At 63.9% G+C, this 21,626-nt stretch carries 18 protein-coding genes and 1 riboswitch; of the genes, 5 read left to right on the top strand and 13 right to left on the bottom strand.

What is annotated here, in order from left to right:
* Positions 1-143: 143 nt before the first annotated feature.
* The gene (dsbG, locus tag ACUY1T_RS14155) at positions 144-917 is read left to right on the top strand and encodes a thiol:disulfide interchange protein DsbG (protein ID WP_446023835.1); all 774 of its coding nucleotides are present in this window, start codon (positions 144-146) and stop codon (positions 915-917) included.
* Between the two features lie 53 nt (positions 918-970).
* Here the strand turns inward: dsbG and ACUY1T_RS14150 are convergent, their stop codons facing one another.
* The 5 genes from ACUY1T_RS14150 to ACUY1T_RS14130 all read right to left on the bottom strand — a co-directional run bounded on the left by ACUY1T_RS14150 (position 971) and on the right by ACUY1T_RS14130 (position 4,651).
* Positions 971-1,372, bottom strand: coding sequence for a DUF6691 family protein (locus tag ACUY1T_RS14150; RefSeq protein ID WP_446023979.1), 402 nt, complete (start codon positions 1,370-1,372; stop codon positions 971-973).
* Positions 1,373-1,380: 8 nt separating this feature from the next.
* The gene (locus ACUY1T_RS14145; RefSeq protein WP_446023833.1) at positions 1,381-1,842 is read right to left on the bottom strand and encodes a YeeE/YedE family protein; all 462 of its coding nucleotides are present in this window, start codon (positions 1,840-1,842) and stop codon (positions 1,381-1,383) included.
* Between the two features lie 59 nt (positions 1,843-1,901).
* Positions 1,902-2,768: an MBL fold metallo-hydrolase gene (locus tag ACUY1T_RS14140; protein ID WP_446023831.1), complete on the bottom strand. Its 867-nt coding sequence runs from the start codon at positions 2,766-2,768 to the stop codon at positions 1,902-1,904.
* A 5-nt stretch (positions 2,769-2,773) separates the two neighbouring features.
* Positions 2,774-2,905: a YgaP family membrane protein gene (locus ACUY1T_RS14135; RefSeq protein WP_446023829.1), complete on the bottom strand. Its 132-nt coding sequence runs from the start codon at positions 2,903-2,905 to the stop codon at positions 2,774-2,776.
* Between the two features lie 336 nt (positions 2,906-3,241).
* The gene (locus ACUY1T_RS14130; protein ID WP_446023827.1) at positions 3,242-4,651 is read right to left on the bottom strand and encodes an MBL fold metallo-hydrolase RNA specificity domain-containing protein; all 1,410 of its coding nucleotides are present in this window, start codon (positions 4,649-4,651) and stop codon (positions 3,242-3,244) included.
* A 272-nt stretch (positions 4,652-4,923) separates the two neighbouring features.
* Here ACUY1T_RS14130 and ACUY1T_RS14125 point away from each other — a divergent pair, with 272 nt between their 5' ends.
* On the top strand, positions 4,924-7,017 hold the full coding sequence (locus ACUY1T_RS14125; protein ID WP_446023825.1) for an Ig-like domain-containing protein: 2,094 nt from the start codon (positions 4,924-4,926) through the stop codon (positions 7,015-7,017).
* Positions 7,018-7,040: 23 nt separating this feature from the next.
* On the opposite strand, the gene ACUY1T_RS14120 is transcribed toward ACUY1T_RS14125, so the two are convergent.
* A complete protein-coding gene (locus ACUY1T_RS14120; RefSeq protein ID WP_446023823.1) occupies positions 7,041-8,405 on the bottom strand; it encodes an HlyD family type I secretion periplasmic adaptor subunit in 1,365 nt (454 codons plus the stop codon).
* Positions 8,402-10,153, bottom strand: coding sequence for a type I secretion system permease/ATPase (locus ACUY1T_RS14115; protein ID WP_446023821.1), 1,752 nt, complete (start codon positions 10,151-10,153; stop codon positions 8,402-8,404). Before ACUY1T_RS14115 ends, ACUY1T_RS14120 begins: the two co-directional genes overlap by 4 nt.
* 268 nt (positions 10,154-10,421) lie before the next feature.
* Positions 10,422-10,501: riboswitch (cyclic di-GMP riboswitch) on the top strand.
* Between the two features lie 115 nt (positions 10,502-10,616).
* On the opposite strand from ACUY1T_RS14115, the gene ACUY1T_RS14110 reads away from it, so the two are divergent.
* Positions 10,617-11,897 (top strand): type I secretion C-terminal target domain-containing protein, encoded by a 1,281-nt coding sequence (locus ACUY1T_RS14110; protein WP_446023819.1) that lies wholly within the window; start codon positions 10,617-10,619, stop codon positions 11,895-11,897.
* A gap of 101 nt (positions 11,898-11,998) precedes the next feature.
* Here the strand turns inward: ACUY1T_RS14110 and glyA are convergent, their stop codons facing one another.
* The 4 genes from glyA to ACUY1T_RS14090 form a co-directional block, all read right to left on the bottom strand.
* Entirely contained in the window at positions 11,999-13,264 is a 1,266-nt protein-coding gene (gene glyA, locus ACUY1T_RS14105) for a serine hydroxymethyltransferase (protein WP_446023977.1), read from the bottom strand.
* A gap of 113 nt (positions 13,265-13,377) precedes the next feature.
* On the bottom strand, positions 13,378-14,793 hold the full coding sequence (locus ACUY1T_RS14100) for a hypothetical protein (RefSeq protein WP_446023817.1): 1,416 nt from the start codon (positions 14,791-14,793) through the stop codon (positions 13,378-13,380).
* A 157-nt stretch (positions 14,794-14,950) separates the two neighbouring features.
* Positions 14,951-17,548, bottom strand: coding sequence for an ABC transporter permease (locus ACUY1T_RS14095; protein WP_446023815.1), 2,598 nt, complete (start codon positions 17,546-17,548; stop codon positions 14,951-14,953).
* Positions 17,545-18,294: an ABC transporter ATP-binding protein gene (locus ACUY1T_RS14090; RefSeq protein ID WP_446023814.1), complete on the bottom strand. Its 750-nt coding sequence runs from the start codon at positions 18,292-18,294 to the stop codon at positions 17,545-17,547. The genes ACUY1T_RS14095 and ACUY1T_RS14090 overlap by 4 nt, the downstream gene beginning before the upstream one ends.
* Here ACUY1T_RS14090 and ACUY1T_RS14085 point away from each other — a divergent pair.
* A complete protein-coding gene (locus ACUY1T_RS14085) occupies positions 18,293-19,006 on the top strand; it encodes an arylesterase (RefSeq protein ID WP_446023812.1) in 714 nt (237 codons plus the stop codon). The genes ACUY1T_RS14090 and ACUY1T_RS14085 overlap by 2 nt on opposite strands.
* On the opposite strand, the gene ACUY1T_RS14080 is transcribed toward ACUY1T_RS14085, so the two are convergent.
* Both ACUY1T_RS14080 and ACUY1T_RS14075 read right to left on the bottom strand, forming a co-directional pair.
* Positions 18,997-19,887, bottom strand: coding sequence for a DMT family transporter (locus ACUY1T_RS14080; protein WP_446023975.1), 891 nt, complete (start codon positions 19,885-19,887; stop codon positions 18,997-18,999). The genes ACUY1T_RS14085 and ACUY1T_RS14080 overlap by 10 nt on opposite strands.
* Before the next feature lie 26 nt (positions 19,888-19,913).
* Positions 19,914-20,183 (bottom strand): SelT/SelW/SelH family protein, encoded by a 270-nt coding sequence (locus ACUY1T_RS14075; RefSeq protein ID WP_167116628.1) that lies wholly within the window; start codon positions 20,181-20,183, stop codon positions 19,914-19,916.
* Positions 20,184-20,238: 55 nt separating this feature from the next.
* Between ACUY1T_RS14075 and ACUY1T_RS14070 the strand changes: the two genes are divergently transcribed.
* Positions 20,239-21,552, top strand: a complete 1,314-nt coding sequence (locus ACUY1T_RS14070) for an MFS transporter (RefSeq protein ID WP_446023809.1) — start codon at positions 20,239-20,241, stop codon at positions 21,550-21,552.
* Positions 21,553-21,626: the final 74 nt, after the last annotated feature.

Here is a 21,626-nt window from a genome sequence, read left to right as displayed (position 1 = left end):
CAACCCGACACGCCAAGCGCTCACCGCAAGGAACGGACTCTCTTCATGCTGGTCCACTCGAGGAAGCATCATCGTGCTTCACGGGGCTCGCTCAAGGTGCTATCTCAAAGTGCTATCTCAAGGGACTTGCTCAAGGAACTGACATGGATTTTCGCTTCAAACTTCTCGCGGCTGCCCTGGCCATTCTCGCCGCCCCGGCAACTCTCGTCACCGTCTCGGAAGTTCAGGCCGACGACAGGCCGGCGCCCATTCGTGCCCTGGTCGAGGAAGGGCTCGAGATTCATGGAGAATTCCAGGCCCCGGGAGGCCTTACCGGTTATGCTGCCAGCCATCAGGGCCGCGAGATGACCGTGTTCGTCACTGCCGACGGTGAACATGCCGTGGTCGGCACCATGATCGATGCCGAAGGCAACGACCTTTCCGAGGCCTCGCTGGACGAGCTGGTGCGCGTACCTCAGGAGAGCGAACTCTGGCAACGACTGGAGCAGAGCCACTGGATCGCCGATGGCAGCGCCGATGCTCCTCGTGTGATCTACACCTTCACCGACCCCAACTGCCCCTACTGCCGACAGTTCTGGGAGACCGCCCGCCCCTGGGTGGAAGCCGGCCACGTCCAGCTGCGCCATGTCATGGTCGGCGTACTGCAGCAGAATAGCCCCGCCAAGGCCGCCGCCCTGCTGGGCGCCGACGATCCCGAAGCGGCACTGCACGACCATAGCGGCGGCGATGACATTGCCCCCTCGGCACAGCCTCGCGCCATCGAGGAACAGGTCTACCGGAACAACCAGCTGTTCGAGGAGTTGGGTCTATACGCCACGCCAACCACGCTTTTCCAGCACAACGGGCGCCTGGAACGCGCGGACGGCATGCCCGACGAGGAGCGTCTGCTGGAAATGATGGGCGGGGCGGCTCCCTGAGAAGGTCATGCGGCCGCCCCATGGCGGTAGCCATGAGGCGGCCGCAACAAGGATCATGAACGGGCGGGAACGGCCCTGGCCAGGAACCAGCCTGCCACCATGGCGATCAGCATGGCGAATAGCGGTGCGGTCAACCCGGCGATCGAGGCGATGGCCGGCCCCGGGCAGTAGCCGGAAAGTCCCCAACCGATACCGAACAGGGCAGCCCCGCCGATCAGCCGAGCATCCACATCCTGGCGGGTGGGCAATTGGAATGTCTCGCCAACCATCGGCCGCTCTTGGCGGAAAACGAGCCGGTAACCAATGAAGGTCGTCACCACGGCGCCGCCGAGCACGAACATCAGTGTCGGATCCCAGGCACCGACAATATCGAGAAAACCCAGCACGCGCGCGGGATCGGTCATGCCGGCAAGCGCCAGCCCCAGGCCGAACAGCAGCCCAGCGATATAGCCCATCAGCGTCCTCACGCACCACCTCCGATCACATGCCGCACCAGGTAGACGGTGATGATCGCCGCCACCAAAAAGGTCATCGTGGCCGCCATCGAGCGCGGCGACAGCCGAGCCAGGCCGCAGACTCCATGGCCACTGGTGCAACCGCTGCCCAGGCCGGTACCTACCCCCACCAATAACCCGGCGACGAGCATCAGCCCTACCCCACCGGCAGGCTGGCCGACCACCTCGCCAGGCGCACCGGCCACGTTACCCAGGCCACCGCCCAGCAGCATGAGCAGCAGCGGGCCGCTGACCAGGCCCAGCACGAAGGCCACACGCCAGGCACTGTCTCCCTTGGGCAGGGTCGTCACCAGGCTGCCGACGATGCCGCTGATACCGGCGATACGGCCAAGCGTGGCCATCAGCCACACGGCCGACAGACCGATGAGTATCCCACCGACCAGCCCCTGCAGGCTTACGCTCCAGTCCATGTCTCCTCCTCAGATAACTGCAAATTCCAAGCGTCGGGGTATTTCCCGAAAAAGCCGTTTCAAAAGAGATTTATCGGTACCTTCAGGTAGACCTGGCCGTTGTCCTCGGGCGGTGGCATATGGCCGGCACGCATGTTGACCTGTACCGAAGGCAGGATCAGCTTGGGCATGTCGAGGGTGGCGTCACGCTCGGTACGCATCCTGACGAACTCATCCTCGCCAATGCCCTCGTGCACGTGCACGTTGTGCGCACGCTGCTCGGCCACGCTGGTCTCGTGCTGATATTCCTCACGGTCCGGCGCCTTGTAGTCATGGCACAGAAAGAGGCGGGTCTTACCCGGCAAAGCCAGTACCTTCTGAATGGAGCGGTAGAGGGTACGCGCATCGCCACCGGGGAAGTCACAGCGGGCGGTACCGTAGTCGGGCATGAACAGGGTGTCGCCGACGAAGGCGGCATCGCCAATCACATAGGTGAGGCATGCCGGGGTGTGGCCCGGGGTGTGCAGCACGCGTCCCTCCAGATTGCCGATGCCGAAGATGTCGCCCTCTTCGAAGAGGCGGTCGAACTGGCTGCCATCGCGGGCAAATTCGGTGCCGGCGTTGAAGGCCTTGCCAAAAACATCCTGCACCACGGTGATTCTGGCGCCGATGCCGGTTTTGCCGCCCAGCTTCTCGTGAAGGTAGGGCGCAGCAGAGAGGTGATCGGCGTGGACATGGGTCTCGAGGATCCACTCGACGCTCAGCTCCTCGCGCCGAATGAAAGCAATCATTTCGTCCGCTGATCGGGTATCGGTCCGTCCAGCGGCATAATCGAAGTCGAGCACTGAGTCGAGAATTGCGCAGGCATTGCTTTCAGGATCCTTCACAACATAGCTAAAAGTATTGGTAGGCTCGTCGAAGAAGTGGGTCACGATAGGCTTGGACATGGCAGTCACCTCTTGCAGGTATTGATACCCAGCAGGCTGTAGACCTGGCAGAAATTGAACAGCCCGGTGGCCAGCGGCAGCACCCCGATCCAACCCCAGGCGCCCATGGCACCGGTCAGTGCCAGGCCGATCAGCACGGCACCGGCACGATATGCGCCACCTTGTCGATACCGCCTACAATGCTCTGCATGCGATACACCGTGCGAGTTCCTGGTCGGAACGGATTATATCAAAAAAGAATAAGTTAATAACCTTCAACCCAAAGACTAGTGCATGACAAGAGATCTGGCACGCGACAACTTGACGCATCTTGATCGGTATCAAGATGCGCCCTACCTGATTGGTGGCTTGGCATTCGCGGAACAAGAGGGGGTATCGCGGATGTTCCCAGCTCAAGCCTGCAAGGCAGAACGGGCCTGAAGGAAAGCGAGCCGGACCTGCAACTGGCTCCGTTGGGTCGATCGTTGTCTACCCTAAAGCTCGACTCGGTCACCGTAGGCGGGTATTTCGGCCTCGATGCCGCTCTCGGCCAAGGTGACCTTCAACGTCTGCTGGGTTTTCGGTTCGCCGTGCACCAGGTAAAAACGGGGATGTTCACGGAAGGCACCTGCCCAGCCGATGAGCTGGCTCTGGCCGGCATGCGCCGAGAAGCCGCCAATGGTGTGCACCTTGGCCTTTACCGCCAGTTCCTGACCCAGCACGCGCACGCGCTCGGCGCCGTCGACGAGCTGGCGACCCAAGGTGCCGGCTGCCTGGAAACCGACGATCACCAGCCGGGTATTGGGCTTCTCCAGGTTGTAGCGAAAATGGTGAACGATACGGCCACCGGTGCACATGCCGGCCCCGGCGATGATGATGGCCCCACCGTGGATGCGATTGATGGCCATGGACTCCTCCACCGTGCGCGTCATGCGCAAAATCGGCAGGTAGCGGCTAGTGTCGCCGCTGGCGGCGATGTTGAGCACCTTGAGGTCATCGGCGTCCAGCGACTTGCGCGCGCGATGATAGAGTTCGGTGACCTTGATCGCCATGGGGCTATCGAGGAATACCATCTGCTGGCGCAGCCGCCCCTCGTGGTAGAGCACGCTCAGGTGATAGAGGATCTCCTGGGTGCGACCCACGGCAAAAGCGGGAATCAGCACGTTGCCACCACTGGCGTGAGCCTCTTCCAGCACCTGGGCAAATTCCTCGAGGGTCTCTTCGAGAGGCCGGTGGTCGCGGTCGCCATAGGTACTTTCCATCAGCACCAGGTCGGCATCGTAGAGTCTCTCGGGCTCCTTCATCAGCACCGAGCTGGAATTGCCCAGGTCTCCCGAAAAGACGAGACGCTTCGTTTGCCCACCGGAGGGCACCGACAGCTCGACGATCCCCGAACCCAGGATATGGCCTGCATCCCGGAATACCAGCGTTGCGCCACCAGGTAACTGGACGGGCTGGCCATAGCCATGGGATTTGCACAGCTTCAGCGTACGTTCCACGTCTTTCAACTCATAGAGCGGTTCGATCCGGGGCTTATCGTTACGCTTGCGCCATTTGTTCTCCCACTCGACATCCTTGGCCATGATGAAAGCAGCGTCTTCGAGCATGATATCGAGCAGATCACGCGTGCCGCGGGTGCAGTGGATCGGCCCGCCATAGCCTTCGCGGACCAGCTTGGGCAGCAGCCCGGCATGATCCAGGTGCCCGTGCGAGATCACTACGGCATCGAGTTGCTTCGCCAGGCCGCCGAAGGGAACTGCGTTGGCAGCATCCGCTTCCTTGCCTCCCTGGTGCAGGCCACACTCCAGCAATATGCGGTAGGTACGTTCGCCCCCCTCGACTTCGATCAGGTAGCGCGAACCGGTGACTTCTCCCACCGCGCCTAGAAACGTCAATGTCGACATAAGCTCATGGTCCGCCAAGTTTAATGGCCTGCTTCAAGCATACCGGAAGGTGGCCTTGGCGACAGCAGCAAAAAGGAGGCTAAAGGCTGGCCCCGAGCAGGTTTGGCGCGAAACTCACACAGAGCAGACGATGCGAGATAGGCCCCAGCCCCCCTCCAGCATGGCATTTCTGGGAGTCCAAGGGTTGGGTCTTTGAGGTGGAGGCTTTCTGCGAAAGCTCCCTAACATGCAGTGACAAACATTGCATGTGATCATGGGGGGAGGGACTGGTCATGAGCTCATCCGTTCATCCGGGCGAGCAGGAGGAAGAGGCTGGCCTGATAACGCTCGACGCGCTGGATGAGGCAGAATCAGACGCCGTCACCGTTCAGTTCCAGCAGGGGCAGGATGGCTACGCCGGCATCAAGGACACCTACCTGCACCAAGCCTCGCCCAACGCCAGTCAGGCAACGGCGACGTCGCTCGTCGTCGACAGNGGACAGATTCCGCTCGGCGCCGTCATCGTGTCCGCCACGCTGGAGCTCAACACCACCGGCAAGGGCGACGGCGCCCGGCTGCATCGCATGCTGATGCCGTGGAACGATACCGATACCTGGAACAGCCTGAGTAGCGGCATCCAGGCCGATGGCCAGGAAGCCATGCTGCAGTATGACCTCAACACCGGCTTCGTGCCCGTCGGCACTACCCAGCTCGACGTCACCGCCAGCCTGCAGGCCTGGGCCGACGGCCAACCCAACTACGGCTGGGCCTTCCTGCCCCTGGGGTCCGACGGCTGGGACTTCCATTCGGCGGAAGGCAGCGTACCGCCCAAGCTGGTCGTCGAGTACCGCTTCGAGGACGATGGCGAACCGCCGGTGAACAACCCGCCCGTGGCCAACGACGACAGCGCCACGACCGTGCAGGATGTCGCCGTCGAGATCGCCGTACTGGCCAACGACAGCGACCCGGACGGCGACCCGCTGTCGGTGGGCAGCGTCACCCAGCCGGCCAACGGCAGCGTCACGCTGAACCCCAATGGCACTCTCACCTACTCACCGAGCCAGGGTTTCATCGGCAGCGACAGTTTCACCTATCGCGCCTCCGACGGCAGCCTGGAGAGCGCATCCGCCACCGTCATCGTTTCTGTCACTCGTGACGTCCCCCCGCCCCTACCGCTGGAGACCTCCTATATCGCCACGGCATTCGGCACCAGCGACAGGCGTAATTTCGAGCACACCAATAGCAACAAGAGCTTCTTCCACGCCGGCATGTGGTGGGCGGTACTACCGGAACAGACAGGCTGGCATGTCTACCGCTTCGACGGAGCCCTCCCCGAGCCCGGCACCATGGGTGGCTGGACCAGCGCCAGCCCCACGATGCTCACCAGTGGACGCCGCGCCGACATCGCCTGGCACGATGAGAGCGACACGCTCTACGTTCTCAATTTCGGCCCCAGCGAGACGAAACCTCGGCTCTACCAGATGAGCTATGACGACCAGTCTCAGACGTTCTCGGTCAGCCTGAACGTGCAGTTGGCAGGTTCGGGCGGCAAGCTTGCGGGAGCCGAGTGGGAGCAGAATACGGAAATGGCCCTTGGGTTGGACCAGAACGGGACTCCGGTCGTGGCCATGATCGGCCCCTCAGCGTCGGGCGGCGCAGCCGGGCTCCATCTGGCCTATCCCACCTCTTCCAGTCTTGCCACCTGGGCAACGGTCACCGTCGACAGCGGGCCCAGCACGGTATCGAGCAGCAACGGCGATAACAAGGTCGATTTCGTCGCCTTCCAGATAGGCGGTGTCGACTATGTCGGCCTCGTCTATGGCGACAATGCGACGGGTCACTGGAAGCTCGCCTACCAGGCCACGCCATCCTCGCCTGACGGTTATGCCAGCGGCTGGACCATCGAGACGATCAACGATGCCATCGCGCTAGACAATCACCTCGCCGTGCTGTGGGATGGAAGCAGCATCATCATGACCGTCAAGGACGACAAGAACGCTATCTGGGCGATAAAGGGCGTGCCGGGCGACTGGGACAGCCCCGTGCTGGTGCATGCGGCCACCCACAACGGGAGCCGTCCAACGCTGGCTTTCGATGAGGACAATCAACAGATCTTCGTGTTCTATCAGGAGAATACCAACCGCCCCTACGGCGATATTTACTTCAAGGCTTCCTCCACTACTGAACTAAGCTTCGATGCCTCGGACCCCGGTACGAAAATCATGACCAGTAGCGGTGAGGGGGAGAATATGAGCGATCCCCAGACGCCAGTACACGCCGTGGGCGCTGCCACCGATGGCATGTTCTATCTCTTTGCGCGCAATCAGGAATCAAAGGAGATCTGGTACAACGACTTTCTGCTCAACGAGGATCCATTCATTGCCTGATGCACGTGCCAGGGCGGGTGCCCTCAATCTTCCCGCACCGCCCTGGCAAACATGTCGGTGAGCGGCTTGAGCAAGTAACTGGCGAAGGTCCGCTCACTGGTGCGAATCATGACCTCAGCCGGCATCCCCGCCAGCAGTTGCATCTGACCGTCAAGCGCCTCGCGCCCGGTGTCGGATACCCTCAGACGCACGCGGTAGAAACGGGCATTGGTCGCCTCGTCAAGCTGACTGTCTGCGCTGACGTAGACGATCACGGCCGGGATCGAATGGGTTCGGCGCTGGTTGAAGGCGGAAAAGCGGATCTCCGCCGCCTGGCCTGGATGAAGCCGGTCGATGTCGCGTCCGGGCACGCGTGCCTCGATGAGGAATCCGTCCCCCGCCGGCACCAGATCGAGCAGCGGATCCCCGGGGCGAACCACATCACCGCTCGAGTGTACCCGGCGATCCACCACGGTACCGTCCACTGGCGCCATGATAGTGGTACGAAGCACCTGATCCGACAGCGAGATAATGCGCTCCTCGGCCTCCGACACCCGAGCTTGAACGTCGCGCAGTTGCTCGCCGACTTCCTTGTGAAACTCCTGCATGCGAATCTCACGCTGCATGCGGTTCTCGCTCAGCTGCGAGCCAAGCCGGCCGATCTCGGCACGTCGGCCAGCTATTTCACCCTCGAGTTGCAGCAGGTCTCGCTCGACTTCTCGCAGCCGCAGATTGTTGACGAGCCCCCTGGCAAAGAGCCCGCGCAAGTCGTCCTCCTCGGCGCGCAGCGAGGCCAGGTGACGCTCGCCCAGGCGTACCGTCTCCTCCAGCCCTTCGATCTGGCGTCGTAGCTGCACCACCTGCTCGTCGAGTGCCTCCAGGGTGCCGCGATGAGATTGGCGCCTGGCGACGAACAGCGCCTGCTGCAGAGCCAGCACCTCCTGAACCCTCGGCAAGTCGCTTGCTGCCAGCTCTTCGGGAATCGCCAGAATTTCGCTACCCTGCTGCTCGGCCAGCAGACGCAACTCCGTCGCCCGCTGCATGAGATACTGCGAACGCATGATCTGCAGCTGGCTACGGGCGTGGGTATCATCGATCACGATCAGCGGCTGGCCTGCCATCACCCGATCACCATCCTCTACCAGAATCTCACGCACGATTCCTCCTTCGAGGTGCTGAACCGTGCGCCGGGAGGACTCCGCCGCCACATGGCCCGGCGCAACCACCGACACGGAGAGCTCCGCGGTAAAGGCCCAGCCGGCAAATCCCCCCAGTCCCAGCAGCAACACCAGCAGACCGAGGCGATGATAGCGGCGTGCGTCGATGGGAACGTACGGCGGTGCAGGCTCGGTCATCGAATTACCAGCCCTCGTGCCGCTGCGTTCGTGCATGTCATGCTTGATATTCATTGCCGTCTCTCCACGGGCATCCTTGCCGATGTCGCTACGCTTGCGGGTGTCTCTGCGGTGGCGACGGGCACCGGCTTGACGGCCAGGCTTGCCATCACCTCTTCACGCGGGCCGCAGAGCTGCATCTCGCCATCGCGCAACAGCAACAGCCGATCCATTCCCTTCAATACGCTGATCCGGTGACTGACGACACATAGCGTGACGCCCTCCTGCTTGAGTGCCGACATCGCCGCGGCCAGGGCCTGCTCGCCACGGTCGTCGAGGTTGGCATTCGGCTCGTCCAGTACTACCAGGACAGGGTCGCCGTAGAGCGCGCGAGCCAGGGCCAGGCGCTGCCGCTGGCCGCCTGAAAGGCCGCTACCGGAGGCGATCATGGTGTCATAGCCATCGCCAAGGCTCAGGATCATCTCGTGCACACCGGCCTTGCGAGCCGCGCTCACTACCCGGGACGCATCGACATCTCCGAAGCGGGCGATGTTCTCGGCGATAGTGCCATCGAACAGTTCGATGTCCTGGGGCAGATAGCCGATGCACGGCCCCAGCACCTCGCGATCCCAGCAGGCGATGTCGGCACCGTCCAGGCGCACCTTGCCGGCCAGGACCGGCCAGATACCCAGCATGACCCGAGCCAGGGAAGATTTCCCGGCGGCACTAGGTCCGATGATGCCCAGGTGCTCTCCAGGGGCCAGTTCGAATTGGATATTGCGCAGGACCGGTATCCGCCCTCCCGGTACGGCCGCAGTCACGCTCTCGAGACACAGCTGGCCCCTTGGCCTTGGCAGCCGCATCCGTTCGGGCTCCAGCGGCACCTTGAATAGCAGCTCCGCAAGGCGGCGATAGGATCCACGGGCAGAGACGAAGCCCTTCCAGGTGCCGATCATGCGATCGATGGGCGCCAGGGCCCGCCCCATGACGATGGAGCCTGCGATCATCATTCCCGGCGTCAGCTCCGCCCTCAGCACCAGCCAAGCCCCCAACCCCAGGATCAGCGACTGAGCCAGCAAGCGCAGCACGCGCGCAGTACTGGCCAGCGCCTCACCCCGGTCGCTGGCCAGCGACTGCCCGGCCAGGTAGCGCTGATGACGCTGTGACCAGCGCGCCAGCATGCCAGGCAGCATACCCATGGCATGCAGCGCCTCGGCGTTGCGCAGGTTGGCATCGACCAGCTCATTCGCCCTGATCTGATCGGCAGCAGCTTCACTCAGCAGCGGCTGGGTGATCTTTTCGCCTACAGCGGTCAGTACCAGGAGCAACAGGCCGGCCAGCGTGGCGAACAACCCCAGCCAGGGGTGAAAGAGAAACAGCACTGCCAGGTAGACCGGTACCCAAGGGGCATCGAAGAAGACCAGTAGCCCATTGCCGGAAAGAAACTGCCGCAGGGTGGCCAGATCGGTAAGCGGCTGAGCCGACTGCCGGCTCCCTGTGAGCAGGCCGTGCCGGAACATGGCTTGATAGAGCCTTCCGCTGAGCCGGAGATCGAGGCGATTGCCGATACGCACCAACATGCGGTAACGCACCAGCTCGAGCAGCCCCATGACGAGAAACAGGAAGACCACCACCAAGGTGAGCATCAGCAGGGTTTCGCCGCTCATGGTGGCAAGTACGCGGTCGTAGACCTGCAGCATGTAGACGGCCGGTACCAGCATCAGTAGGTTGACGAACAGGCTGAAGAGGCCCACCGAGGCAAAGGAAGCCCGGCAGGCATGCAGCGCATGCTGAAGTTCCGAAACTTCCTGCTTCCTGCCCATCGAGGGTCACCTGCAAGACTGACGTTGGCGCGAAAAGCCCTTTACGAAGAGATACAAGCCGTTTCGTTCACGGTAGCACGCGGTGGGCAAAAGAGATTCCGAGCTGTAGAAAAATGATCGATGCGCGTGATTCTCTTCATGCTTGAAAGAAACCGACAGCCACCGCCTCACAACAAATCAGTTGCACAAATTTACTTTTAGGCAACAATTTGAATTGAGCCGGTCGCCCGCAGGGAGCTTACTCCTCTACAGACGCTGCGCTTAGCGCCATCAGTACCGCCAAACCTGCAGCGATGCAGGGACGGAAAGCCACGGGTCTCATCCTCGCGAGACAGCCGGGCCGCCTGAACCAGGCGCCTTGATATAACCAGAAGAAACACAAGGCGGCGAAACAGGCAGCGAGCCCGACTTGGCCAATGCCTGTTCCAACTCGAACCAAGATCAGGCATTGAGGATTCGTACGATGACATCCTTCTATCAGTACCTCGGTGACACCAATCTGGATAGCCAGAACGTCTTTTCCAAGGAGTACACGGCATGGCTCAGCAGCGTCGTACTCGGTGATCCAGGCGTCACGGCCTGGCTACAGGCCCAGCTCGAGGGCGATCAGCTCGATGCCTTCCTGGAGGGCAACTACAAGGTAGAACTCAACCAGAACAGTATCGATGGCGCGCCCTACCTGACCTTCGGCGATAGCGGGAGCTTCGAGCTGACAGAGCTTTTCAGCGGCGAGAAAGATTCCTTCCTGTGGTACAAGGGTAAAACCTCTCAGGAACGCTGGTTCTTCGATAGCTACTCCGTGCCGGGCAGCGAGGTCGAGAATCAGGCGCCAACCGATATTCGCCTCGATATCGACCTTGACTTCTCTCAGAGCCTGAATGGAGCTGGCAATGCCGCTGATGGCGGACAGACCCTCTCGGGGGCAGTCATCGGCACCCTATCTGCCGTTGATCCCGATGCTGATGATACCCACACCTTCGAAATCGAGGATGGAGACGACCGCTTCGAGATCGTCAACGGGAACCAGCTGAAGCTCAAGACCGGCGAGGTCATTGAAGAGGCAGAGGGTAGCTTTACGGTGACCATCAAGGTAACGGACCAAGATGGTGAGGGCGCGAGCTACTATAAAACGTTCACCTTTATTGCGGGCACGTCTGGAGGGCAAAATCAGCAGAATCCTGAAAATCTCGATGGGACTCTGTTAGGCGGAGAAGGAACTGAAAGCGACCCGGCTACCGGCGACGATATCATTTTCGGCTTCCGAGGCGTTGATGTCATTAATGGCTCCAGCGGCGACGACATCCTGTTCGGTGGCCAACACAACGACACTCTGTATGGCGGGGACGGCAACGACCAGCTGTTCGGCGGCAATGGCGGCGATACCCTCATTGGCGGCCAGGGAGACGATATTCTCTGGGGCGGTGCGGGCGCCGACACTTTCAAGTGGATGCTGGGCGATCAGGGCAGCGTGGCCACTCCCGCCGTCGACAGGATCATGGACTTCAGCAAGACAGAAGATGACAAGATCGACCTCAAAGACCTGCTCGGCGGCGATGCCGAACTGCTCTTTACCGAAGTGGACGGCAAGGCCGAACTGCATATCGAAACACAGGGCAGCGGCGTCGATCAGAAGATCGTTTTCGACAACGCTTCCCTCGCCGAGCTGCAGCTGGCCTTCGAAGCCTCCGATGCGGCCGACCTGATGACCAAGATGCTCGATAGCGGCAACTTGATCATCGAATGATCCAGCGACGCCTGCACCACCGGGCCGCTGGCAAGCTGTTCTAACGAAACACCCCGCGCCGTGTGACACGGCGCGGGGTGTTGGGCGATTCTCGCACGCGATCAGCGATAGACTGGGAAGCGGGCGCAAACGTCCTCCACTTTGCCCTTCACTTCCGCTTCGATACCAGCGGTATCCCCGCCCTTGGCCATGGTATCGAGGATGTCGCAGATCCAGCCGGCCAGCTCACGGCACTCGCTCTCGCCGAAGCCGCGTGTGGTCACCGCCGGGGTGCCGATGCGCAGGCCGGAGGTGACGAACGGGCTCTGCGGGTCGCCCGGCACGGCGTTCTTGTTGACGGTGATGTGGGCGCGACCCAGGGCGGCGTCCGCGTCCTTGCCGGTCAAGCCCTGCTTGATCAGCGAGAGCAGGAACAGGTGGTCCTCGGTACCACCGGAGACCACGTCATAGCCGCGTTCGATGAACACGCCGGCCATGGTCTGGGCGTTCTTGACCACCTGCTGCTGATAGCTCTTGAACTCGGGCGCCATGGCTTCCTTGAAGCACACCGCCTTGGCAGCGATGACGTGTTCGAGCGGGCCGCCCTGGCCACCCGGGAAGACGGCGGACTGCAGCTTCTTCTCGATCTCTTCGTTGCCCTCGGCGGAAAGGATCAGGCCGCCGCGCGGACCGCGCAGGGTCTTGTGGGTGGTGGTAGTCACCACGTGGGCATGAGGCAGAGGGGTCGGGTAGATACCGGCGGCCACCAGGCCAGCGATGTGTGCCATGTCGACCAGCAGGTAGGCGCCGACTTCGTCGGCGATCTCGCGGAACCGGGCCCAGTCGATGATCTGGGAGTAGGCGGAGAAGCCGGCGATGATCATCTTCGGCCGGTGTTCACGGGCCAGACGAGCCACTTCCTCGTAGTCGATGCGGCCAGTGTCGTCGATACCGTACTGCACGGCGTTGTAGTGCTTGCCGGAAAAGTTCGGCTTGGCGCCGTGGGTCAGGTGCCCGCCCGCGTCGAGGCTCATGCCCAGTACGGTGTCGCCCGGCTTGACCAGCGCCTGGAACACGGCACTGTTGGCCTGTGAGCCGGAATGGGGCTGGACGTTGGCATAGCTGGCGTCGAACAGTTGCTTGGCGTAGTCGATGGCCAGCTGCTCGACGATGTCGACGTATTCGCAGCCGCCATAGTAGCGCTTGCCGGGGTAGCCTTCCGCGTACTTGTTGGTCAGCTGGCTGCCCTGGGCTTCGAGCACCCGAGGACTGGCATAGTTCTCGGAGGCGATCAGCTCGATGTGTACTTCCTGGCGAGCGACCTCGTTTTGCATCGCATCGAACAGGGTGTCATCGAAACCGGCAATCGTCATGTCACGGCTGAACATCGGCGGGAAACCTCGCATCACGGGAGAATCGGGATGCGCCATGATACCCCAGCCCATGACGGCTTTCACATGAAAGGCCATCATGGGTCAGTGCAGAAATTCTCATGCTGGGTTTAGCGGGTTTCGACTTTTACCTTGAGCTTGCTCGGCACCTCCAGCGGATCGCTCGTATAGCTGGACATGGTGCTTTCCGATGGCAGCGTCATGCGCACTTCCAGTTGCTCGGCGGCTCCCTCCAGCAGCTCCACCAGTCCCAGCAGGACCGCTTGAGCTTCCGGGCCGAACATCATGCCGAAACCCTGTGCCTGGGTGCGGGCCTGCTCGACATATTGCGCCTCGGTGATGCCCTCCGTGGCCGCGCCCAGGGTGGCCAGGCGGGCGAACAGGCCCAGGTCGGTCAGGGCCAGGCGCAAGTCGCCCCCCAGAAGGGTCGCGGCCTCCAGCCACTCCGCACCGGTGAAAGCGTCGACCGGTTCGATTCCCGGCGGCAGCCGCAGCGGCAGGTTGATGTCGAAGACCAGGCGCAGGGCGTCATGCAGGTCGACATGGCTGTCGCTGACCAGCACATGGTGGTCGCCCTTCTCCTTCCAGCTGCCGAGAAAAGCAGCGTCAAGCCGCAGCTCGCCGCTGCCATTGGTCAAGACATTGTTGACCATGCGCAACTGGGTGCGCTCCGCCTCGGGAGCGAGCTCTATCATGCGTGCCAGGTCGACGTGCAGCCCCTCGAGGCGCATCCCACCCTTGCCATCCTCGAAATCGCCATCGACATCGAGCAGGGTCAGGCTACCCACCAGTTCACTGCTTTCCACGACAAGGTCGCGCAACACCAGCGAAGCCAGCTTCTCCTCGCCTTGGGTATCGATTCCCGTCAGCCCCTCGAGGCGCAGCGAGGCCAAGGTAAAGGAGCCCGATCCGAACTCGTCCAGCTCCTCGGCCACCCCGGCCACATCGGTGAGTTCGAGCATGCCGATGGCATCATGGGTCAGCGCCTCACCGCGCACCTTGTCGATGGTCATGCGTCCCTGGCCCGACTGCAGCGGCGTGTCGAGGAAGAGTTCTTCGGCAAACTCCGAGGCCAGTTCGATCACCATCCCATCGATGGCCAGGCTGCCGAGGCGCACTTCATTAGGGTCCAGCTCCATGTGCAGCGGGAACACGGCACGCGAGGGTTCACCCATCACGATGCGCTCCGCGCTCATCAGGGTCAGCTCGGTGAGGCTGTCCTCGATGCGAATGCCTTCCAGCGTCACCTCGTCAGGTGCGTCATAATCGCCGCTGACGATATAACGCTCGATCAACAGGCGCTCACCTTCCTGCGCTTCGAAGACGATGTCTTCGGCGGTGACGCGCGAGCGAAGCATGGCGCTCGAGACCTCGCCCAACGAGAGACTACCGCCCTCGCCGAACAGGGCCCGCAGGTCGGCTTCGAGCCGTTCGGCGTTGGCGGCCGCCACACTGCAAGCGCTCATGAGCGTAACGAAGGCCAGGGTCTGGCCCAGGCGAACCGCCTGGGGGCGAAGTGCGTGCATCGACATCACCTCCTGTGACACCTCTGGGTAAGGAAGGTGGCGATGTTAGCCAGCGCCACGATTACACAGTGTAACCGTAATGGCGCTGACACAGCCGCTTCGTGCGCGACACTGGCCAATGACAGTTCAACGCAATGGCCAGCGCCTGGCCAATGTCTCAGGCTTCGCCGAGCAGACCCAGGCTGGCCGCCGGCGCCTGCTTGCGCAGCCCGCGCGACAGGGCATGACCGATGGCCCCGATCAACAACGCACCGCCGATCGGTAGCACCAGCCACAGCCACAGATGGAAGCGCGGTGCCAGGTCGAGCCAGGCCACATAAATACCGGCGGTGGCCAGCTCGGCCAGCAGCGCCCCCATCATCCCGCTGGCCAGCCCCAGGATGGCAAACTCGGCGCCCTGGACGCGGGAGATGAGGCTGCCCCCCGCACCGAAGACCCGCAGCAGGCCGCTTTCATGCGCCCGGGCCGGGCGACTCGCGGTGAGTGCCGCGTAGAGCACGCTGACTCCGGCCAGCAGCACGAATGCCAGCACCAGCTCGACCGCCCGGGTTACCTGAGTGACCACGTCGCGCACCTGAGCCAGGATGGCATCGATATTGAGCAGTGAAACCCCGGGGAAGGTTTGCACCAGGTGGCGCAGCGTCTCTCCCTGCCCGGCCTCGAGATGGAAGGCGGTGATGAAGCTGTGGCCGAAGCGCTCCAGCACTCCCGGGGGGAAGATGACGAAGAAGTTGGGCCGGAAGCTGTCCCAGTCGAGGTTGCGCAGGCTGGCCACCTCGCCGACGATCTCCTCGCCGCCGATGGTGAAGGAGACCCGGTCGCCGAGCGCCAACCCCAGGCGTTCGGCCAGACCATCCTCCAGCGAGATCGGCACCGCGGCATCGTGGGGCTCGGCATCCACGGCATCGAGCCAGCCTGCCCGCGCATCTTCCCGTTCGTCGAACCATCGGCCGGCCACCACCCGGTTACCTTCCGGCAGCTCGGCCTGCCAGGTGAGGTTGAGTTCGCGGCGCAGCGAGTTATCGCCGCGTGACTCCGCCGGCACCGCCTCACGCGCCGGCTCGCCGTTGATGGCCGTGAGACGACCACGCACCATCGGATACAGGGCCGTGCGGTCGTCGGCATTGGCCTCGAGGGCCTCGATGAACGCCTCGCGCTCGCCGGGCTGAATGTTGATGGCGAAGTAGTTGGGCGTATCCTCTGGAAGCTGAGCCTGCCAGGTCGCAAGCAGATCCCCGCGCACCAGGGCGATCATCGCCATGGCGAAAAAGGTCACCGCGAAGGCGAGCAGCTGGCCCAGGCTGGCACTGCGGCGCCGGGCCAGCTGGCGCCCGCCCAGGCGCACGGCCTGAGACAACTCGCCCTGGCCCCCATCGCCCTGAGGCAGGCGGGCGGCGAGGCGCAGCACCAGGCCAAGCAACAGTGACCCCAACCCCCACAGCATCACCAGCATGGCGAGCCCGCCGATCAGCAGCGACGCCGCCAGGCCGAAGTCGCCGGAGTAGAGCCATAGCAGGCCGCCGAAGACCAGGCTGGCCACCAGCACGACCAGCCAGGCCGAGGCCGGCAACGGATCGAGTTCGCGGCGCAGCACCTTGAGTGCGCTGACCCGCTTGAGTCGCAGCAGCGTGGGGCCGGCGAAACCGACCAGCACCGCCAGGGCCGTCAGTATGCCAAGCCACAGCGGCAGCCAGCCCGGCGGCGGCAAGGTGAGCGGCAGGAAGGCCGTCAACAGTGCCAGCAGCGCGGCCTGACCGATCAGGCCCAGCAACGCCCCCAGGATCGATGCCGCCAGTGCCAGCCACAGCAGCTGCAATGCGAAGAGCCAGACCAGGTCACGCTGGGTGGCACCGAAGCAGCGCAGCAAGGCCGCGGTATCGAGGTGACGCTCGACGTAGCGCCGTGTCGCCATGGCCACTGCCACGCCGGCCAGCAGCACGGCCGCAAGCCCGGCCAGGCTGAGATACTTCTCGGCACGCTCCAGGGCATTGCCAAGCCCCGGGCGGTCGCGCCTGACGTCACGCACATCGACCCCATCGCGGCGCAGACTATCGATCAGCGGCCCCACCTGTTCCAGCGCCTGGGGTGGCCCGGCGGCAAGCAGCTCGAACTCCACCCGGGCCCCTGGCTGCACCAGGTTAGTAGCGTCGAGGTCATCGGCATGCATCATCAGGCGCGGATTGAAATTGGCGAAGCCGGCGGATTGATCCGGTTCGCGTTCGACCAGGCCGGTCACCGTCAATTCGCCCTCGCCGACCTGAATCCGGTCACCCAGCTCGGCCTCGAGCAGCAGCGCCAGGCGTGGCGCCAGCCAGGCTTCGCCGGGAGCGGGTCCGTGGGCCACGGTCTCGATGCCCTCGCCGCGATCGACATGGACCTGACCATAGTGGGGATAGACGCTGTCGACTACCTTGAGGCTGGCCGGCTGGAAGGCGTCGCCGAGACTGACCATGGTCACCATATCGACCTGATCGCTCAGCGCCATGCCGGCCTCCTCCAGGGTGCGGCGCAGCTCGTCATCGAAGGGGCGCCCCTGCTCGAGCACCAGGTCGCCGCCGAGCAGTTGCCCGGCCTGCCGGGTCAGGCCCCGATCCAGGCGGTCGAGGAAGAAGCCGATCATGGTCGAGGCGGCCACCGCCAGCGCCAGGGCGACGAACAGCGCGCGTACGTCGCTGGCACGCAGGTCGCGCAGCAGCCCGCGCCCCGAGAGACGCAGCAGGTTGCTGCCGGCCGCCTGGTTCGACGGCCGACTCATGCCCCCACCTCGTCGCGCACGAGTTCGATCAACTGCCCCTCCTCCAGGCGCAGGCAGCGGTCACAACGCGCTGCCAGGGCATGGTCGTGAGTGACCAGCACCAGAGTGGTACCGGCTTCACGATTGAGCTGGAACAGCAGGTCGATGATGCGCCCGCCGGTAGCCTGGTCCAGATTGCCGGTGGGCTCGTCGGCGAAGACCAGCTCGGCGCCGGTAACGAATGCACGCGCCAGCGCCACCCGCTGCTGCTCGCCGCCCGAAAGCTGCTTCGGCAGGTGCTCCAGGCGCTCGCCTAGGCCTACCCGTGCCAACCAGTCGTGAGCCCGGGCCGCAGCATCGGGCAGCGGCGAGAGTTCGAGGGGTAAGAGCACGTTTTCCAGCGCCGTCAGGGTAGGCAGAAGTTGGAAGTTCTGGAACACGAAACCGACCCGGCCGGCCCGCAGCCGCGCGCGTCCGTCCTCGTCGAGCTTGCCGAGCGATTCGCCGAACAGTGCCAGTTCGCCGCCGCTCGGCTCATCAAGCCCCGCCAGCAAGCCCAGCAGGGTCGACTTGCCCGCCCCGCTCTGCCCCAGGATCGCCACGCTCTCACCAGGGAACACTTCAAGCGTCAATCCACTCAGAATGGTGAGCCGCCGTTCGCCACTCACGACCTGCTTGCTCAGCTGGCGAGCATGTAGAATCGGTTTAGCCTCCTGCCCGGGGGCGGTGGCAAGCGAAACAGCATCTCGAGTCGAGGAGTCGGTCATGGTGGTAGGTTTCCCCATTGGTTTGGTAAGCGTATGTCGTGCCCGGCTGGCCCGGTGGCCTTCCCGCACCATTGGCCTTGCCGCTGGCCTCCTGGTTGCCCTGACCCTGGCGGCGACACCAGCCCAGGCAGCCGAACGGCCGGTCCTGCTGGTCATGGGCGACAGCCTGAGTACCGCCTATGGCCTCGAGCAGGAGGCGGGCTGGGTCAACCTGCTGGCAGAGCGGCTGGACGGCAACGCGCGAGTCGTCAACGCCAGCATCAGCGGCGAGACGAGCGGCGGCGGCGCCAGTCGGCTCCCCGAGCTAATCGGACAGCACGCCCCGGACATCGTTCTGCTCGAACTGGGCGGCAACGATGGCCTGCGCGGCCTGCCACCGAGCCAGCTGGAGGCCAACCTCGCCGCCATGATCGAAGCCAGCCAGGCCGCAGGCGCCGAGGTACTGCTGCTCGGCATCGACATACCGCCCAACTATGGCCAGGCCTATCGTCGCGCCTTCACCGACGTCTACACCCGCCTGGCCGACACCTACGATACGCCGCTGGTACCCTTCCTGCTGGAAGGGGTGGCGCTCGAGGAGGGCATGATGCAGGACGACGGTATCCATCCCACCACCGATGCCCAGCCGATCATCCTCGACAACGTCTGGCCCGAGCTTGCCGCGCTGCTGGAGAGCAACGGCGTGGAGCTGGCCGAAGCCACTCACGACTGATCCGCTGCGCTCGGGCTCTTCTGCCATTGCTGCAACCCCAGCCCGCCGAGAATCAGCACCAGGCCGACCAGGGTGGAGGCCAGGATCGGCTCGCCCACTACCAGGTAGAGCAACAGCAGCGACACCGGCGGCGACAGGAAGATGAGGTTGGAGACCCGAGCCGTGCGCGACACCCGGTGTACGGCCAACTGCCACAGCACGAAAGCGATGCCCATCTCGAACAGGCCGACGTAGATTCCAGCCCCCAAGGCCGCCCAACCGTGCCAGGAAAAGCCGGGGCCGAGCAGCATCAGCAGCGTGAGCACCGGCAGGCCGACGCTGAAGTTCTGCCACTGTGCCACCAGCGGCGGACGCCGGTCGCGCACGTTGAGCAGCCAGTAGAGCGCCCATAGCAGCGTGGAGGCCAATGCCAGCCCCACGCCCAGCGGATCGGCAAAGGCCACGTCGAAGACTTGGCCACGCGTCGCAATCACCCATACGCCCGAGTAGGCGACCAAGCCCGCCAGCACGTCGATGCGGGTGAGGCGCTGGCCCAGGAGGGGGACCGCAAGGAAGGCCATGGCCAGCGCCCAGGTATAGTTGAGCGCCATGGCCTCCTGCCCGGGCAGGCGGTCGTAGGCGCCGAACAGCACCAGGTAGTAGGCCACCGGGTTCATCAACCCGGCCCAGGCGGCGGTGCGCCAACCACCTCGCAGTGCCTCGCCGAGCAGGCCCTGGCGAACCACCAGCGCGCCCATCAGCAGCCACGACACCAGCGACGCCAGCCACATCAGCTCCAGCGGCGACATGTAGCTCAGCGCCACCTTGAAGGCAGTGGCCACCGTGGACCACAGCGCCACCGCTCCCAGGCCGAACAGGATCGCCTGGCGATCCTGGCTCAGCACCTCTGCGTTCGTTGCTTCCGCCCTCATCGGTCGATGTGCCCCAGGTCGCGCCCGGGCGCGAGGCGGTCGCGCACCCGTTGCTTGAGTTGCTTGCTATCGGGGAAGCCACCGTCACGCTTGCGCTCCCATAGCGACTCGTCGTCATAGAAGATCTCGAAATAGCCCCCATGCGAGGGCACCAGGGCGACCTCCTCCAGCTCTTCACCGAAGGTGGAGAGCAACTCCTGGGCCAGCCAGGCACTGCGCAGCAGCCACTGGCACTGAGTGCAGTAATGGATGCGGATACGTGACATGCGAAGACCCTGTCGCAACAATGAAAACCACGATGATAGCAGCCAAGGAGCCAGAATGGCCGAACGCGAGATCAGCCAGTCGCGCCTGTACGAATGGTTGACCGGCGACGAAGACAGCCGCATGTGCCGTGACATCGCCGACGAAGCCTGTCAGGAGCAGCCGCGAAATTTCTTCCTGCACCTGTTCGCCGCGCTGGGCAACAAGCTGGCCGACGAGCTTTCCAGCGCCCGCCTGGTGCTGCCCTGGCTGCTTGGGGTGATCGGCGCCCCGCTGTGGATGGTCGGGCTGCTGGTGCCGATCCGCGAATCGGGCGCCCTGCTCCCGCAGCTGTTCGTCGCCGGCTTCATTCGGCTCAAGCCACAGCGCAAGTGGGTATGGGTCGCCGGCGGCTGCCTGCAGGCCCTGGCCGCTGCCATGCTGGCCCTGCTCGCGCTGTTCGGCCAGGGTGGTCTTGGTGGCGCCCTGGTACTGGTCACGCTGGTGGCGCTATCGCTGGCCCGGGGGCTCTCTTCCATCGCCACCAAGGACGTACTGGGCAAGACCATCGCCAAGCGCCGCCGTGGCAACCTGATGGGTTGGAGCGGCAGCGTGGCCGGCGCCGTCACCTTGGCGGCCGGTGGCGCCTTGATGCTGTTCGAGGACCGCCCCGGCGAGCTGGCCCTGGCGGTATTGCTGGGTATTGCCGCGTTCGGCTGGGCACTCAATGCCCTCTGCGCGGCGCGCATCAAAGAGACGCCGGGCGCGGTGGAGGGTGGCGAGAACGCCTGGAGCAGCATCAAGCTGGGCTTGCGCCTGCTGCGCGACGATCGCGACTTCCTGCACTTCAACCTGTCGCGCGCGCTACTGCTGGCCAGCGCCTTGGCATTGCCCTACGTGGCCTTGCTCGGTCAGCAGCAGAGCGGCACCAAACTGGGCGGCCTGGGGGTGCTGATCGTGGTCTCGGGCCTTGCCGGCATGGTGGCAAGCCCTGTCTGGGGCAAGCGCTCCGACGCCTCGAGCCGCCGTGTGCTGCGCGATAGCGGTCTGGGTGCCGCGGCCTGCTGCCTGCTTGGCGCAAGCATTGCCTGGCTACCAGGCGAGTGGACGGCCACGGTATGGCCCTACGCGCTGGTCTACGCCCTGCTGGTGATCGTCCATGCCGGCGTACGCCTGGGCCGCAAGACCTACCTGGTCGACATGGCAGGCCAGGACCGGCGTGCCCTCTACGTAGCGCTGTCCAACACCATTACAGGCGCAATGATGCTGCTGGTGGGCGGTGCAACGGGGTTGCTGGCCCACTGGCTGGGTACCGACTGGCTGTTGGTGATGCTGGCCGCCATGGCGCTGGCCGCCGCCGCCTCGGCCGCACGCTTGCCGGAAGTCGAGTAGCCCACAGCGTTGTCAACGTGGCGAAGGCTGGCCATGATGTAGCATAGTCACGTTGTGTTACCGCCACGTCTCAG

It is taken from the genome of Billgrantia sp. Q4P2, from assembly GCF_052806135.1.
Note: the sequence above shows the minus strand (reverse complement) of the source record. Positions and strands in the feature narration are given on the sequence as shown.

Excerpts from the sequence above, each read along its gene's own strand:
- ACUY1T_RS14110 (WP_446023819.1), top strand. The coding sequence starts at position 10,617 with ATGACATCCTTCTATCAGTACCTCGGTGACACCAATCTGGATAGCCAG.
- ACUY1T_RS14075 (WP_167116628.1), bottom strand. The coding sequence starts at position 20,183 with ATGTCACGTATCCGCATCCATTACTGCACTCAGTGCCAGTGGCTGCTG.
- dsbG (WP_446023835.1), top strand. The coding sequence starts at position 144 with ATGGATTTTCGCTTCAAACTTCTCGCGGCTGCCCTGGCCATTCTCGCC.
- glyA (WP_446023977.1), bottom strand. The coding sequence starts at position 13,264 with ATGTTCAGCCGTGACATGACGATTGCCGGTTTCGATGACACCCTGTTC.
- ACUY1T_RS14140 (WP_446023831.1), bottom strand. The coding sequence starts at position 2,768 with ATGTCCAAGCCTATCGTGACCCACTTCTTCGACGAGCCTACCAATACT.
- ACUY1T_RS14095 (WP_446023815.1), bottom strand. The coding sequence starts at position 17,548 with ATGAGTCGGCCGTCGAACCAGGCGGCCGGCAGCAACCTGCTGCGTCTC.
- ACUY1T_RS14130 (WP_446023827.1), bottom strand. The coding sequence starts at position 4,651 with ATGTCGACATTGACGTTTCTAGGCGCGGTGGGAGAAGTCACCGGTTCG.
- ACUY1T_RS14100 (WP_446023817.1), bottom strand. The coding sequence starts at position 14,793 with ATGCACGCACTTCGCCCCCAGGCGGTTCGCCTGGGCCAGACCCTGGCC.
- ACUY1T_RS14115 (WP_446023821.1), bottom strand. The coding sequence starts at position 10,153 with ATGGGCAGGAAGCAGGAAGTTTCGGAACTTCAGCATGCGCTGCATGCC.
- ACUY1T_RS14070 (WP_446023809.1), top strand. The coding sequence starts at position 20,239 with ATGGCCGAACGCGAGATCAGCCAGTCGCGCCTGTACGAATGGTTGACC.
- ACUY1T_RS14090 (WP_446023814.1), bottom strand. The coding sequence starts at position 18,294 with ATGACCGACTCCTCGACTCGAGATGCTGTTTCGCTTGCCACCGCCCCC.
- ACUY1T_RS14150 (WP_446023979.1), bottom strand. The coding sequence starts at position 1,372 with ATGGGCTATATCGCTGGGCTGCTGTTCGGCCTGGGGCTGGCGCTTGCC.
- ACUY1T_RS14145 (WP_446023833.1), bottom strand. The coding sequence starts at position 1,842 with ATGGACTGGAGCGTAAGCCTGCAGGGGCTGGTCGGTGGGATACTCATC.
- ACUY1T_RS14085 (WP_446023812.1), top strand. The coding sequence starts at position 18,293 with ATGGTGGTAGGTTTCCCCATTGGTTTGGTAAGCGTATGTCGTGCCCGG.
- ACUY1T_RS14120 (WP_446023823.1), bottom strand. The coding sequence starts at position 8,405 with ATGAATATCAAGCATGACATGCACGAACGCAGCGGCACGAGGGCTGGT.